The organism is Pontibacterium sinense (assembly GCF_015209595.1).
Classification (GTDB): domain Bacteria; phylum Pseudomonadota; class Gammaproteobacteria; order Pseudomonadales; family Balneatricaceae; genus Pontibacterium; species Pontibacterium sinense.
In genome coordinates this window covers 69780-84842 of record NZ_JADEYS010000011.1, presented here as the reverse complement: position 1 = coordinate 84842, position 15063 = coordinate 69780, and the positions used below count along the sequence as shown (strand labels likewise).

The following is a 15063-nucleotide window of genomic DNA, read 5'->3' as shown; positions in this document are numbered from 1 at the left end:
ATGTCGCATTTGGAGTTGCATATGGTTACGGAGAGCCTCACCTCTAGGGAAGGTCAAGCAGCCCCCCGACTGTTGCGTTTGCTGGAGGCTCCCAGTGGAGGAATTCGACCTCGATAAAGGAAACGATCAAGATTATCTCTTACCTTGGCCGAACGGAAGGAGATGTCCAGAGGACTCCGTAGTAGTCAAACTTATTCCTGTTAATTAAGCCACTACGCTACAGTAGTCTTTAAATTGCTTACATTATAAGATTGAGCAATGACATTTTGTTTTATCGAGGTTGATGAAGTACGGGGGTTATAAAGTACTTGCTTGATCTGCTTTCCTGCCGATTTAAGATAAGACTCCACCGCGATATTGTGGGGCTTATTCCCCCAATCTTCGCCAATCACGAAAATATCAGCATTCAGTTCTTTGCAACCAGACACATATTCAAGTTCATCGTAGGGGCGCACAATATCAACACAACGCAAAGCTCTCAGCATTTCCATGCGTTGATCAAGAGGAATAACAGGCACATTGGGCTTGTAAGAATTCACAACACGATCTGAAGCAACGCCAACGGCTAAAACACCACCCAATGATTTACAGTACTCCAGTAAAGCAAGATGTCCCACATGCAACAAATCAAAAGTACCTACGGTATATACAATCATATGCTATTTAATTCCTCAAAAATAATTATCAGTACCGTTTTTTACAGGCAGTTTTACCAGTGCTAATACTGACTATAAAAGCTTCCAAGCATAAATTCCCGTAATTCCAAGCGTATAAAACGCAAGCAAAAAAACATTTCGCGGATTGCCAGAAAATTTGGGCGTTTTAATCTGAGACACATTGAGAGCGGCCAGCCCTAGAGCACTGACATAGAGGATCACTGTGAATATTTCACTAGGAAGAACACTTTCTAAAAGAAATATAGAAACCAATAGGATGTTGTTGTTGTCCAGCGCCAACCCGGTGTATTTGGATTCGTCAGACAAGCCGAAGGTACTGAAGTAACTTAAGCGTATCGCACTGGCAGCGAGTACAATGAAAGCGGCTGGCAAAAATATAGGGTCGAACGCTCCATAACTAAGCAAAAGGATCGCCGGGGCGACACCATAGCTAACAATGTCTATGAGCAGATCGAGTTGACCACCAAAAATTCGGTCACTGCCTGTACGCCCCTTCATTCTTCGCGCAACCAGACCATCGGCCCAGTCAAAGGCAACTGCCCAGATCATGCCAATCATTGCTGCGTAGTAAACGCCAATAATACTGAAATAGATCGCCAATATTGTGCAAGCTAAGCCGGCAAGTGAACACACATTAGGGAGGTCTTTCACATAGGAAATAATGGTAGGTTGTAACTTTTGAGTTTCTTCAATGCCGGTAGTCATGGAGCTCCTAAAAGGAATAAGTACAAATCAAGAACGCACCTACATCACGCTAAAAAAATATCACGCGCAGCATCTCGCTGCTCAAAAGCACAGAGATACGTTAAAAGACTGGCTATTCTCATTAAGCTTGAGAAGCACAAACGGTAGGTACTATGAATCGACTCTATTTGCTTACATGCAAATTTAGAGTCGCTATAAGGAGGATAGAGGCGTGTTGGCCAGTAGGCTCGATACAGGGAAAGACTAACTACGTCACTATACGCTCTATTTGGTCAGGCGCACAGCGGTTAAATTTTTAATTTGTATCGTCTCGTACGGCTTAGGTTTTCTTGCCAGTTGCAAGCTATTTTGGCGATATAGTGTTCGCCGATTAAAGGTATCCGTTAATCTGGGGGAAGTTCAGCCTATGCAGGACTAGTCTGAGAGACTTCTTTGGATCGAAAGCGGCCGATAAGGACTTACTCCTTGGAACCTCAGTCCGCAAAATCCAACGATAGAAACATCCGCGTTTCGCCCTCGGCTACCGGCGGTGACCGGTGTACCACTCCAAAACCTTCATTCTCGAACCAACCATCCCCTTTCAGCAAGGCCACATCTCCAGCACTGATCTGTTCGAAATGCTCCGGTTCTATTTCCGGAATTCGAGGACTGCCATCTTCCGGGTTCGGCAACCAGTGGGTGCCTGCGCCACTGTAGGTCGTCACCATACGAGCGGGTAGGTAGTCCACATGGAACTTCGGACACATGGCGCGATTGAGTGTAGCCAGACGGATGCCGATCTGCTGTGGTTCAAACAGGCACTGGTACATCTCCACCAGTTCGCAGATATTGTTGGTCAGGGCATCCTTACCGATGAAGTCAGGTAGAACCCGGTTGAGCTGCGTGCTGGTTTCTTCATGCATCTCATCGCCGGTGCCGATTAGGCAGCGCAGATTGACCTGCCGGTTAGAGTCGGCGAGTTGGGCCATGTAGTGTTCTATCTCCGCTCCCAGATCGCGCTGCCAGACGGCCAGATTAACGTCGGGTTGATAGATCTCGCCCAGAACTTCGGCTTGATCACTGATACGTGCAATGCGCTTGAGTTGCTGACTGGGCTGCTGAGTTAAGGCCGCGTGTGTTGCTGTATTCATTATTATGGTTTGTCGATGTCGGGGATTGTTGGCAAAGGGTTAACTGTCTTTTGTTATGTTATGTTATAACAATTATAAGATAAGTGGTACAGCCCACTGTGTTCTGAGCAATCGTGAGGGCAGAGGGTTGTGCCATCCAACCATAGCCAACGAATAACGATTACCCCGATGACACGTGCTTTCTTCCAAAAGATCGAACCGAGCCCGCAGGGCACTGAATTTCCACAAGATGAATTTTTAGACCAGCTCGCCTGGACCGCCGATGGCCTGATTCCGGTGATCACTCAACAGCACGACAGTGGCGAGGTATTGATGATGGCCTGGATGAACCGGGAGTCGTTGGACCTGAGCCTGAGGACGGGGTGGGTGACCTACTGGTCTCGCTCCCGCGATCAACTGTGGAAAAAAGGGGAGAGCAGCGGCCATCTGCAACGGCTGATCGAACTGCGGGCCGATTGTGACGGAGATACCTTGCTCTGTCTGGCCGATCAGAAGGCCGGTGCTTGCCATACCGGGCGTGACAACTGTTTCTATTTCTCATTCAGCCCCGGCGAACAGGTGGTGCGTGTAAACCAGACCATGCCTAGCGTTGAATCTGGAGGGGAGTCTGGCGATGAATAAGATGGTCAATCCCAACGCAGAGCAGGACGCTCAATCGGTTCGTACGCTGCCGGATGTTGCCCGTTCCAGCGCGGCTGCCGTGCAATCTTCGTTGGACTGGGTGGGGATGGCGGGCATTGCGTTACCTATAACGTTGAACGATCGGGATCAGGGCCGGGTGCACTGTGATACCAGCGTGCAGACTTTTGTAAATATCACCGATCCGGCCACCAAGGGCATCCATATGTCCCGGCTCTATCTGCTGTTGCAGGCGCGATGTGCTGAGCAGCCGCTGACACCCAAATTGCTGAGTGAGCTGATGCTTGACCAGTGTGAGAGCCAGAACGGAATCAGTGATGCAGTGCGTCTGCACCTGAGTTTCGATCTGTTGCTCAACCGGCCTGCGCTGAAAAGTGAGAATTCGGGCTGGAAGGCCTATCCGGTCGAGATCGATGCGGAGTTACACGGTGGCGAGGTGGAGATCGATCTGAAGCTGAGTGTGCCCTATTCCAGCACCTGCCCGTGCTCCGCATCCCTCTCCCGTCAGCTATTGGAGGAGGCGTTACAGCAGGACTTTGCCGACCAAACCTCACTCAGCAAAACGCAGATCAGTGAGTGGCTCTTGAGCGAGCGCGGTTCTGTTGCCACACCCCATAGCCAGCGTTCCTGGGCCTATCTGAAACTGCGGCTGGATAGCTGTTCCGAGACGGGCAGTTTCCCGCTGGTCCATCTTATCAACTGTGTCGAAAATGCCTTGCAAACGCCGGTGCAAACCGCGGTGAAGCGTGAAGATGAGCAGGCGTTCGCAGCGTTGAACGGTCAGAATCTGATGTTCTGCGAAGATGCCGCCCGCCGCATTCAGGCTGCGTTGATGGATGAAACTTTGGTGCGTGACTTCTGGCTCAAGGTATCGCACGAAGAGAGTTTACATGCCCATAACGCCGTCGCCATCACCACCCGTGGTCTGGTGGGTGGTTTTACGCCTCAGTTGTCTTGGTAACCGAGAAAAAGACTATGAATAGCACACTGATTTTGAACGCCTGTATGGTCAACGAAGGCAAGCAACGTACCTGTGACGTGCTGATTAAAGAGGGCCAGATTGAGGCGATTGGCAGCGATCTGCAACACAAAACAGCAGATCGCGTAATCGACGCCAGCGGCCTTCATTTGTTGCCGGGCATGATCGACGATCAGGTCCACTTTCGTGAGCCGGGACTGACCCATAAAGGTGATATTGCCAGCGAATCGGCGGCAGCTGTAGCCGGTGGAATCACGAGCTATATGGAGATGCCTAACGTAGATCCACCCACGCTGAATATGGATGCGCTGGAGAGAAAGTTTGCGCGGGCCGCGCAGCGCTCGGTGGCGAATTACTCGTTTTATCTTGGCGCCAGCAATCACAATATCGACCAGATCCGTGCGATTGATCCGACCCGTGTCTGTGGCGTGAAAGTGTTTATGGGGGCTTCCACCGGAAATCTGCTGGTGGATGATCCTGACGCGCTGGATTTGATCTTCCGTGACAGCCCGATCCTGATCGCGACTCACTGTGAAGACAGCCGGATGATTGACGCCAATGCCGAACGGATCAGCGTACAGTATGGCGGCGAGGTGCCGGTGGAGATGCATCCGCTGATCCGTGATGTGGACGCCTGTTATACCTCAAGTTCGATGGCGGTGGCGCTGGCTAAGCAGCATGGTAGTAATCTGCACGTCTTACACCTGACCACCGCGAAAGAGCTGGCGCTGTTTACCGCCGGAGATCTGGTGGATAAACGGATTACCGCTGAGGCCTGTGTGCACCATCTCTGGTTCAGTGACCTGGATTATTCTGAGAAGGGTAATCGCATCAAATGTAACCCGGCGGTGAAATCATTAAGCGACCGGGACGCACTGCGTGAAGCGGTCAGAAGTGATCTGATCGATGTGATCGCCACCGACCACGCCCCTCACCTGCTGAGCGAAAAAAACCAGCCCTATATGCAGGCTCCAGCGGGCTTGCCGTTGGTGGAACATGCTTTGCCGATGTTGCTGGAACTCTATCATCAGGGTGTATTTTCGCTGGAGCAGATCGTACAGAAAGCCTGCCATAATCCGGCCATACGTTATCAGGTCGCGCAACGCGGGTTTATTCGCGAAGGGTATGCCGCCGATCTGGTGCTGGTGGATCTGAACGTTGAACAGCAGGTAGAGGATGGTTCGGTGCGTTACAAGTGTGGTTGGACACCGTTTGCTGGGGAACGCTTCCGGGCTCGAATCTGCCAGACCTTTGTCAACGGAGTGGAGGTGTTTGATGGCACTCAAGTGATCGCCAACACCGATGCGGCTCAGGCGTTGCGTTTCAACCGATAAAGGGTCTCAGACGTTAACCCACCGTATCCTGAAGCATCAGCTGTACCAGGTTGAGCAGCAACAGCAGCGCGGCGATCCCTTGCCAGACACGGGTGGGGTTTTTCTCCAGCAGGGGTTGGTGCCGTACTTTGGCTTCCAGATGCGAGTTGGGAACGGTCAGATCCTGAATAAATTCGGAATAGGCATCGTAGCGATGGATGGGGTTAGGTTGCAGGGCTTTTCGCAAACAGCCCTCCATCCAGAGCGGGAGATCCCGGCGGTGCTGGATTGCCGGGGTGTAGCTGAACTCAGAGTAGTGATTGATCTCTACCTGCTTGATATTGCGCTCGTCAAACGGCAGCTGACCGGTCAACATCTCATACACAATGACCGCCAGTGAGAACATATCAGAGCGGAAGGTTCCCATTTCGGCCATCAGGTACTCAGGTGCAACATAGTTGACCGAACCCTGAGGCACCGACTTATCCAGTGGTGAACTCATCTCTTCGATACCGGCGATTCGTACGGTGCCGAAGTCCAGAATCTTCACCCGACCGTCCATATCAATCATGATATTTTCCGGTTTCAGATCCTGATGCAACATATCTGCACGCTGAAACGCGCGCAGTCCCTGGATAATCTGCGAGGCCAGTCGACGGACTTCATCCAGTCCCGGGTTGGGATGGTCGTTCATCCAGTCTCGCAGGGTCATCCCCTCGATATGTTCACCCAGATAGTAAAGGAAACGTTTGGCGTGAGTGGGTTTATAGGTCTTCATCACGTTCGGATGGTTGACCTTCTGGCCGACCCATTCCTCGCGAATAAACCCATCCAGATAGACGGTATCTTCACTGAAGTTCATCGAGGGTGCTTTGAGCACATAGTGCTGACCGGTTTCGAGATCCTTCACCTGATACATATGACTGCGGGTGCCGCTGAAGATCACATCCAGCACTTCGTAACCGTCAATCTTATTACCTGCCGCCAGTACCGGGGGGATCGGTAGCTGGGTCACCCGGTGATGACTTTCGTCGAGCGTTTCCTGAGGCAGTTGATCCACTGAGATGAGCAGGGCGGTGAGGTTATCGTCGCTGCCTTGTTCTTCAGCCTGTTGCACCAGATCGGCGGCGGCTTTTTCCAGATCGTCTCCGGCATCGGTCAGCGTGCTGCTGATCTGGGCCGGTTTCAGGAATTCGTGCACCCCATCGGTGGTGAGCAGAAGCAATGCGCCTTCCTCCAGCACCGCCGAGTTGTAATCAACTTCGAGGTGTTGATCACCCCCCATGGCGCGGGACAGATAGTTACGTCCTGCTTCACGGCGGGTGTGGTCTTTGGTAAGCAGCTCTAGCTCACCGTTGTGAAAACGGTAGATGCGGGAGTCCCCCACGTGGAACCAGTGCAGGGTATTGGATTTAATGACCAGCGCGGAGAAGGTGCAAAGCATGCTGTCTTTCTCACGTCGTGCCTGAATATTTTCCTGATGCAGCCAGTTGTTCAGGCCGGTCAGGACCCGCGACACAGAGTGCTTCACACTCCAGCTGTGGGGGGTACTGAAATAGTCCTGAATAAACCCGGTGACGCAGGTTTGACTGGCGATTTGAGAATCCGCACAACTGCTGACACCATCGGCGATGGCCGCCGCCACACCCTTAAACTCCAGCTCGCTGCCGTCAGGCTGTTGTGCGGCAAAGGCATCCTGATTAACCGCTTTTACACCGGCAGTGGAGCGGCCGCCAAAGCGGATGCTGAGTTGTTTTTGAGGTGGCTGTTTACTGGTCATCATGATTCTCGTGGCAGTGTCAGTCAGGTCCTGCGGATACCTCGTTCCCATGCTCCCGCGTGGGAATGCATATCGCTTTATATGTCTCAGTGATACGGGACGATGGATTAGCCGGAACCCACCGTATGGGTTCCCACGGAGGACCGTGGGAACCAGCAACAACCTACAAGAGCGATGTAGGTTGGGGTGAGCGCAGCGACTCCCAACAAGCGGGTGCCGGTTAAGACACCTCGATCAGCTCGACGGTACCGTCTTCTTTCACTTCCGCCATGTGGCCTTTAGGTTCTTCCAGGAACAGCAGGGCGATGAAGCCAAGAACCGCCGTACAGGCAATGACACTGAAGAAGATCTCATAACTCACCATAGACAAAATTGTCAGGTAGAACACTGCACCGACATTACCGTAGGCACCGGTCATCCCTGCAATCTGGCCAGTCAGCCGGCGTTTGATTAGAGGCACCACCGCAAAAACCGCACCTTCACCGGCCTGTACGAAGAACGAGCATGCCATGGCGGTGAGCACTGCCAGAATCAGTGACCAGGTACTATCGATCATCGACATCAGCGCGTAACCCACGGCCAGACCGGCGGTCAGAATCAGCAGGGTTTTCTTACGACCGAAGCGGTCACTGATCCAGCCACCACCCGGACGGGACATCAGGTTCATAAAGGCATAAGCAGACGCCAGCAGACCGGCATAGACCATGTCCAGTTCGAACACATCGGCGAAGAACAGTGGCAGCATAGACACCACGGCCAGTTCAGAACCAAAGGTTGCGAAGTAGAGTACATTCAATACCGCGACCTGCTTGAACTTGTACTGGTGAACTTCCGGTACAGGCTTGTCGAAGATCTCGCGGTTTACGTCATATGCGCTGTAGCAGTCGTAGATAAAAATAGCCGCCAGTGCGATGTAGATACCCAGTGCGACAGCATCGGACAGCATGGAAACGCCTGCCGGAGACAGCTTCCAGGTCAGCAGTGCCAGCGCAGCGTACATAGGAATCTTCATCACCAGCAGGAAGACGAAGTCAGATTTGCTGGTCACTTCCAGACCGCCAATCTTTTTCGGTTTGAAGTAGGTGGAGCCTTTTGGTGTATCGGTTACGTTTTTGTACCAGATAAAGCTGAAGACCAGACAGATTGCACCGGTCAGGCCCACCGCATAACGCCAGCCATCTTCGCCACCAAATACAATGGCGAGGGTTGGCAGCAACATAGCTGCCGCCGCAGAACCAAAGTTGCCCCAGCCGCCGTAGATACCTTCTGCCGTACCCAGTTCATTCGCTGGGAACCACTCGCTCACCATACGGATACCAATGACAAAACCGGCACCGATGAAACCCAGCAGGAAGCGGGAGATCGCCGCTTCCATAAAGTTGCTGGACAGCGCAAACATAAAGCAGGGGATGCTGGCGAAGAAGAGCAGCGCCGCATAGGTAATACGCGGACCAAATTTATCGGTCAGCATACCAACGATGATGCGGGCCGGGATGGTGAGGGCTACGTTCAGGATCAGCAGGGTTTTGATTTCGGATTTGGTCAGGCCAAGGGATTCAGCGATAGAACCCAGCAAAGGCGCATGGTTAAACCAAACAAAGAACGTGATGAAGAATGCGATCCAACTGAAATGAAGGATCTTCATCTTTCCCGTAAAGGAAAGCAGGTTGAGTTTTCCGCTGTCGTGCATGTGATTGCCCTCTATAAAAACGCAAAAAGGCGTTCAGCCCGCACCAATTCAGAAGCGGGGCATGAACGCCTTTGTTCAAATCTGTGCAGGCAAAGCAGAGGTTGAGCCAATGTGGTGCGCCTTTGCACCGGTTTGGAAATGGCTGCTTTGCCGGGCTTAAGCTTTAACCCCCGTGTTTATGGGGCTTCGGACTTAGGCCGCTTTAACTTTTTCACTGTCGGCGGTGGTTTCGGTCATTGAAACTTCACCTTTTGTCTCTTCTGATTGCAGGTTGTGTGCCAGCTTTTCTTCTTCTGCCGGTTTTTGACTGGTTTCGCCGGTGTCCGGCTTGCGCTGTTTTTCGTACAGGAAGCTCAGTACGGCTGCGCGGTACTGGTTGTACTGTGGGTCATCGGCCAGTGCGATGCGGTTACGCGGACGGGGCAGGTCGATCTCCAGAATCTCACCCACCGTGGCTTCAGGGCCATTGGTCATCATCACAATACGGTCAGAGAGCAGCACCGCTTCATCCACATCGTGGGTGATCATGATCACGGTGTTGTTCAACTCGTTCTGAATCTCCATCAATGAATCCTGCAAGTGTGCACGGGTGAGGGCGTCCAGTGCACCAAAGGGTTCATCCATCAGCAGCACTTTAGGTTCCATCGCCAGTGCACGGGCGATCCCCACGCGCTGTTTCATACCACCGGAGATCTCTTCCGGGCGTTTATGCATCGCATGGGTCATATGAACCAGTGAAAGATTGTGTTCAATCCAGTCTTTCATCTCGGCTTTGCTTTTCTTGCCCTTAAAGACCTGATTCACCGCCAGTTCAACGTTTTCGTAAGCGGTCAGCCATGGCAGCAGAGAGTGGTTCTGGAACACCACTGCACGCTCAGGGCCGGGTTCGTTGACCTCTTTGCCGTCGAGCAATACGCCGCCTTTAGTGGCCTGATATAAACCGGCGACAATATTGAGGACGGTGGATTTACCGCAACCGGAGTGACCAATCAGGGAGATGTATTCGCCTTTTTTGATCTTCAGATTCACATTGTCCAGCGCCTTAAACGGGCCGTCTGGGGTTGGGAACTCAATATCAACCCCGGTCAGTTCGAGATGTGTTGTTGTCATCAGTCTTCTCCTTATGAGGTTGAATTAGCGCAGAATGGCTGTTTTATCCCAAGACACTTTCTTCTGGATCAGCAGCATGATGCGGTCCAGCAGGAAGCCAATCAGGCCAATCACCAGTACGGCAACCATGATGCGCCCCAGTGAGTTGGAGCTACCGTTCTGGAACTCATCCCAGACGAATTTGCCGAGCCCCGGGTTCTGCGCCAGCATCTCTGCAGCGATTAGTACCATCCATGCAATACCCAGCGACAAACGCAGGCCGGTAAACATCATCGGAATGGACGATGGCAGTACAATCTTCACCACGTGAGTAAAGAAGGAGAGGCGTAATACCTGGGAGACGTTCTGAAGATCTTTACTGATACCGGAAACACCGACAGCGGTGTTCAGTAGCGTTGGCCACAAACAGCACAGCGATACAGTGACCAGCGAGGTGATAAAAGATTTGGCAAACATCGGATCTTTGCTGACGTACACTGCGCTGACCACCATGGTGACCAGTGGCAGCCATGCCAGTGGTGATACGGGTTTGAACAGCTGAATCAGCGGATTCAACGCGGAATAGAGAGGCTGATTTAAACCGATCATAATGCCTGCCGGGATCGCGATCAGTGACGCGAAAAAGAAGCCCGCAAGTACGGTGATCAGGCTGGTGCCGATCTGATCGAAAAACGTTGGCTTACCGGTATAGGGGCGGACCTTGATCTTGGCGTCCGGGTTCTTTTCCAGTTTCTTCGCGTTGCGTTTCTCCTGTCGCTCGTAGAAAGCGACCTCTTTTTGGCGTTCAGCCTGATGGTCGTCGATCAGGCCAACGGTTTGTTCGTAAACTTGTGCAGGGCCGGGAAACGTACCCAGAGAGGTGTGAATATTCTTGGCACCTATATCCCAGATCAGCAAAAAGACCAGCATGCCAATCAAAGGCAAAATGAGCTGTTTTAAGCTCTGCAACGCAGACTGAATCGGGTTTTCGCACTGGAAGACAGATAGCAGAGCTGCCAGTGGATTAGATGATTTTGTAGATGAATGACTCATAATGGATACTCCCGCAAAACGCTCCCCACTGGCGATACCTTGCCAGCAGGGAGCAGGTCATCAGATTTTCTGATCGTCTTTCAGACCAATTTCAAACTTCTTCAGATACTCATTTGGCTTAGAGCCGTCGTACGTAATGTTGTCGATGAAGTGTGTTTGCGGTGCTTTGAAGCCGTCTTCAGTGGCGAAATCCGGGAACTCTGCTGCACTGATCACACCATCGGCGATCAGCTCTTCAGCCGCCTGGCGGTAGATGTCGGGACGGTACACTTTTTTGGCAATATCCATGTACCAGCTGTCCGGTTTTGGATCAGCAATCTGACCCCAGCGGCGCATCTGTGTCAGATACCAGATCGCATCGGAGTAGTACGGGTATGTTGCGTTGTGGCGGAAGAATACGTTGAAATCAGGTACGTCACGCTTGTCGCCCTTTTCGTATTCGAAGGTACCAGTCATGGAGTTGGCGATGACATCGTAATCGGCCCCTACATATTCGGATTGGGACAGAATTTTCACCGCTTCCGGACGGTTGGCGTTGTTTTTGTCATCCAGCCACTTGGCGGCACGGATCATCGCTTTCACGACACGCAGGTGAGTGTTCGGATATTCTTCAGCCCAGTGTTTGGATACGCCGAACACTTTCTCCGGGTTGTTTTTCCAGATTTCATAATCGGTTACCACTGGTACGCCGATGCCTTTGAATACGGCCTGCTGGTTCCAGGGTTCACCCACGCAGTAACCGTAGATGGTGCCGGCTTCCATCGTGGCTGGCATCTGAGGTGGAGGGGTAACAGAGAGCAGTGCGTCGGCATCGATCTGACCGGAGGTGTCCCCTTTGTGAGGCGCGTAATAACCCGGGTTGATACCACCGGCCGCCAGCCAGTAACGCAGTTCATAGTTGTGGGTGGAGACCGGGAACACCATCCCCATGTTGAACGGCTTACCTTCGTCTTTGTACTTCTCGATAACGGGTTTTAATGCATCCGCTTTGATTGGATGTACCGGCTTGCCGTCCGGGCCGTTGGGGATGTATTGCTTCATCTGATCCCAGATGTCGTTCGATACGGTAATCGCGTTGCCGTTCAGGTCCATGCTGAAGGCGGTAATGATGTCGGCTTTTGTACCAAAACCGATGGTGGCGCCCAGTGGCTGCCCGGCGAGCATGTGCGCGCCGTCAAGTTGTCCATCAATCACACGGTCCAGCAATACCTTCCAGTTTGCCTGCGCTTCCAGTTGCACATACAGACCTTCATCCTCGAAGTAACCCTTCTCATAAGCAATGGCCAGTGGTGCCATGTCAGTCAGCTTGATAAAGCCGAACTTCAGGTCTTCCTTTTCCGGTTCGCCGATTGCAGCCCATGCAGGTGCTGTAGCCAGACTAGCCGCCAATACCGTCGTGCTGATGACACGACTTAACAGGGAGTGTGATTTCTTGAACATAGTCATCTCCGTTGATAACCCAAAAATAAAAAAGACGTCGTTCCGCACCAGTATTGACTGGGAGAACAGACGCCTTTGCCTGATGCTGTTCCGGTTGTGTGTTCAGTACACGTCAGCGTGTACTTGTCCGGTTATTTATCTGGCACCGCCATTGGTGCACTTGATGTCGTGGAGGTAGCAGGAGGCGTGCCAGTTTTTTTAAATTCTTTTATTTCAATGGCTTATTGGTTTTTAAAGATGGATTTCGAGGGTGGGTATATTAATGCTGCGCTGCATCATAGGGCGAGTGATAAACCCTGGGCATCGTTTTGGCGCAGTTATGCCTTTCAGTTAAGGGATTAGATCGGTGCACTTTTGGACAACGCTCGTGTCGGCTGAAAATCAGTTTCCAAGATCAAAAGACAAACATATGCGATAAATCATATATATTTAAAATCATATATGATTAAATTCGCATATACCGTTGCCCTATCTCATTTGTGAATAGAAACGGATGAGCAGGCAGCAATAAACACGTGCCGTATTAGGAAAGGATAAACATGGGTATTTTTGAGCGCTATCTATCAGTTTGGATCGCACTGTGTATCGCGGTGGGTGTGCTGCTAGGGAACTGGATACCAACGGTTTTTGCGGTCATTGCTGAATTGGAAGTGGCCCACGTCAATCTTGTAGTGGCGTTGTTCATCTGGGTGATGATTTACCCGATGATGGTGCAGATCGACTTTTCCCGCATTCGGGACGTTGGCAAAAAACCACGGGGTTTAATGCTGACGTTGGTGATCAACTGGCTGATCAAGCCATTCTCTATGGCGGCGTTGGGCTGGCTCTTCTTCAAAGTACTGTTTGCCGACCTGGTTGACCCTCAGTCAGCGGGGGAATATATCGCCGGTATGATTCTGTTAGGTGTCGCACCCTGTACAGCGATGGTGTTCGTCTGGAGTCAGCTTACAGACGGGGACCCGGACTACACGTTGGTGCAGGTGTCAGTCAATGACCTGATCATGATCTTCGCGTTTGCACCGATAGCCGCATTCTTGTTGGGCGTGAGTGATATCACGGTGCCTTGGGAAACGTTACTGCTGTCGGTGGTGCTCTATGTGGTGTTACCCCTAATCGCTGGCATTGTCACCCGGAATCGATTGAACAGGCGGGTAGAGAATCATGCTGAATCGCATCAGTTGGACGACTTCCTCCATAGAATGAAGCCCTGGTCCGTGCTGGGATTATTGGCAACGGTCGTGCTGTTGTTTGGTTTTCAGGCTGAAGTCATTTTGACTCAACCCCAGACAATTGTATTGATTGCGATTCCGCTGCTACTTCAAACCTACGGTATCTTTCTGATCGCATATCTGGCAGCGAAAAAACTACGCTTGCCGCACAACATAGCGGCCCCCGCGTGCCTGATCGGGACCTCTAATTTCTTCGAGCTGGCGGTCGCGGTGGCGATCTCGTTGTTTGGTCTGCATTCTGGTGCGGCGCTGGCGACTGTGGTCGGTGTGCTGGTAGAAGTGCCAGTGATGCTGTCATTGGTGATGATCGTGAACCGCACACGTCACTGGTTCCAGGAGGAACAGAATGTTTGAGGTATTTACCCATTTTGCCGATTGGTTAGTGTACGAAACATTTGGTTTGGCAGCTGACACGAAACACGGGGATGCATTGCATTTTTTCGTGGAAGACACGACGAAGATCTTTGCCCTGTTGTTGGTGATGATCTATCTCGTGGCGTGGCTAAGGGCATCGCTTAATGTCGAGCGGGTGCGCGACTATCTGGCCAGTAAACATCGTGGTGTCGGTTATCTGTTAGGTTCAATGTTTGGCGCGATCACGCCTTTTTGTTCCTGCTCCAGCATACCGGTGTTTCTGGGGTTTACGTCAGCGGGGATTCCGGTAGGTATCACGATGGCCTTTTTGTTGACTTCTCCGTTGATCAATGAAGTGGCCGTGCTGTTATTACTGAGCCTGCTGGGATGGAAATTTACCCTGATGTACGTGCTGGTGGGGATTTGCGTGGGTGTCATTGGCGGCATATTTCTTGATCTGATCAAGGCTGAACAGTGGCTGCAACCCTTTGCGGCAAAGGCGTATCAACGAGCAGCCTCCCATCAACCTGTGATGGGTGATGTGGAAGCTCCCCGTGTATCGATGCTAGAGCGTCATCAGTTTGCACGTGAAGAAACGCAAGAGATTTTGGGGCGGGTTTGGAAATGGGTGTTTATAGGAGTTGGACTCGGCGCAGGCCTGCACGGGTTTGTGCCTGAGGGATGGGTCGAAACCAATCTGGGAAATGGGCAGTGGTGGTCGGTGCCGGCCGCAGTGGTGATGGGGATACCTTTGTATTCCAATGCGACAGGTGTGATTCCGGTGATGGAGAGTTTGTTACTGAAAGGGCTGCCGGTTGGCACCACGCTGGCATTTTGCATGAGTACCGTAGCCGCGAGTTTCCCTGAATTTATTCTATTGAAGCAAGTGATGCAGTGGCGACTGCTTGCCACGCTATTTGCCATGTTATTGCTGTCTTTCACGGCCGTTGGCTGGATTTTTAACATGGCTTTTCCACATTGATCG

General features: G+C 51.8%; 14 protein-coding genes. 6 read left to right on the top strand and 8 right to left on the bottom strand.

Features of this window, described 5'->3' with window-relative positions; genetic code table 11:
- Positions 1-212 precede the first annotated feature (212 nt).
- The 3 genes from IOQ59_RS12090 to IOQ59_RS12080 all read right to left on the bottom strand — a co-directional run bounded on the left by IOQ59_RS12090 (position 213) and on the right by IOQ59_RS12080 (position 2512).
- Entirely contained in the window at positions 213-656 is a 444-nt protein-coding gene (locus tag IOQ59_RS12090; RefSeq protein WP_193953630.1) for an FAD synthase family protein, read from the bottom strand.
- A gap of 72 nt (positions 657-728) precedes the next feature.
- Positions 729-1382 carry a CDP-alcohol phosphatidyltransferase family protein gene (locus IOQ59_RS12085; RefSeq protein ID WP_193953628.1) on the bottom strand — a complete coding sequence of 218 codons (654 nt, stop codon included), beginning with the start codon at positions 1380-1382 and terminating at the stop codon, positions 729-731.
- 473 nt (positions 1383-1855) lie between these two features.
- Positions 1856-2512 (bottom strand): DUF1826 domain-containing protein, encoded by a 657-nt coding sequence (locus tag IOQ59_RS12080; RefSeq protein ID WP_193953626.1) that lies wholly within the window; start codon positions 2510-2512, stop codon positions 1856-1858.
- A 168-nt stretch (positions 2513-2680) separates the two neighbouring features.
- Between IOQ59_RS12080 and hisI the strand changes: the two genes are divergently transcribed.
- Genes hisI through IOQ59_RS12065 form a run of 3 tightly spaced genes read left to right on the top strand, consistent with a single transcriptional unit; the run spans position 2681 to position 5464 of the window.
- On the top strand, positions 2681-3133 hold the full coding sequence (gene hisI / locus IOQ59_RS12075) for a phosphoribosyl-AMP cyclohydrolase (protein WP_193953624.1): 453 nt from the start codon (positions 2681-2683) through the stop codon (positions 3131-3133).
- The gene (gene folE2 / locus IOQ59_RS12070) at positions 3126-4112 is read left to right on the top strand and encodes a GTP cyclohydrolase FolE2 (RefSeq protein WP_228050865.1); all 987 of its coding nucleotides are present in this window, start codon (positions 3126-3128) and stop codon (positions 4110-4112) included. Before hisI ends, folE2 begins: the two co-directional genes overlap by 8 nt.
- Before the next feature lie 14 nt (positions 4113-4126).
- Entirely contained in the window at positions 4127-5464 is a 1338-nt protein-coding gene (locus tag IOQ59_RS12065) for a dihydroorotase (RefSeq protein ID WP_193953622.1), read from the top strand.
- Positions 5465-5477: 13 nt separating this feature from the next.
- Here the strand turns inward: IOQ59_RS12065 and IOQ59_RS12060 are convergent, their stop codons facing one another.
- The 5 genes from IOQ59_RS12060 to IOQ59_RS12040 form a co-directional block, all read right to left on the bottom strand.
- On the bottom strand, positions 5478-7226 hold the full coding sequence (locus tag IOQ59_RS12060) for a bifunctional protein-serine/threonine kinase/phosphatase (RefSeq protein WP_228050864.1): 1749 nt from the start codon (positions 7224-7226) through the stop codon (positions 5478-5480).
- A 217-nt stretch (positions 7227-7443) separates the two neighbouring features.
- Positions 7444-8913 carry a NarK family nitrate/nitrite MFS transporter gene (locus IOQ59_RS12055; protein ID WP_193953619.1) on the bottom strand — a complete coding sequence of 490 codons (1470 nt, stop codon included), beginning with the start codon at positions 8911-8913 and terminating at the stop codon, positions 7444-7446.
- 192 nt (positions 8914-9105) lie between these two features.
- Positions 9106-10023 (bottom strand): ABC transporter ATP-binding protein, encoded by a 918-nt coding sequence (locus IOQ59_RS12050; protein ID WP_193953617.1) that lies wholly within the window; start codon positions 10021-10023, stop codon positions 9106-9108.
- Between the two features lie 24 nt (positions 10024-10047).
- Entirely contained in the window at positions 10048-11055 is a 1008-nt protein-coding gene (locus IOQ59_RS12045; protein ID WP_193953615.1) for an ABC transporter permease, read from the bottom strand.
- Between the two features lie 60 nt (positions 11056-11115).
- Positions 11116-12495 (bottom strand): CmpA/NrtA family ABC transporter substrate-binding protein, encoded by a 1380-nt coding sequence (locus IOQ59_RS12040; protein ID WP_193953613.1) that lies wholly within the window; start codon positions 12493-12495, stop codon positions 11116-11118.
- A gap of 75 nt (positions 12496-12570) precedes the next feature.
- Between IOQ59_RS12040 and IOQ59_RS21210 the strand changes: the two genes are divergently transcribed.
- From IOQ59_RS21210 to IOQ59_RS12030, 3 genes are all read left to right on the top strand, one after another.
- Positions 12571-12837 (top strand): hypothetical protein, encoded by a 267-nt coding sequence (locus tag IOQ59_RS21210; RefSeq protein WP_228050863.1) that lies wholly within the window; start codon positions 12571-12573, stop codon positions 12835-12837.
- A gap of 197 nt (positions 12838-13034) precedes the next feature.
- Complete coding sequence (gene arsB / locus IOQ59_RS12035) at positions 13035-14078, top strand: ACR3 family arsenite efflux transporter (protein WP_193953611.1); 1044 nt, start codon at positions 13035-13037, stop codon at positions 14076-14078.
- Positions 14071-15060 (top strand): permease, encoded by a 990-nt coding sequence (locus IOQ59_RS12030; protein WP_193953609.1) that lies wholly within the window; start codon positions 14071-14073, stop codon positions 15058-15060. Before arsB ends, IOQ59_RS12030 begins: the two co-directional genes overlap by 8 nt.
- The last annotated feature ends 3 nt before the right edge of the window (positions 15061-15063 follow it).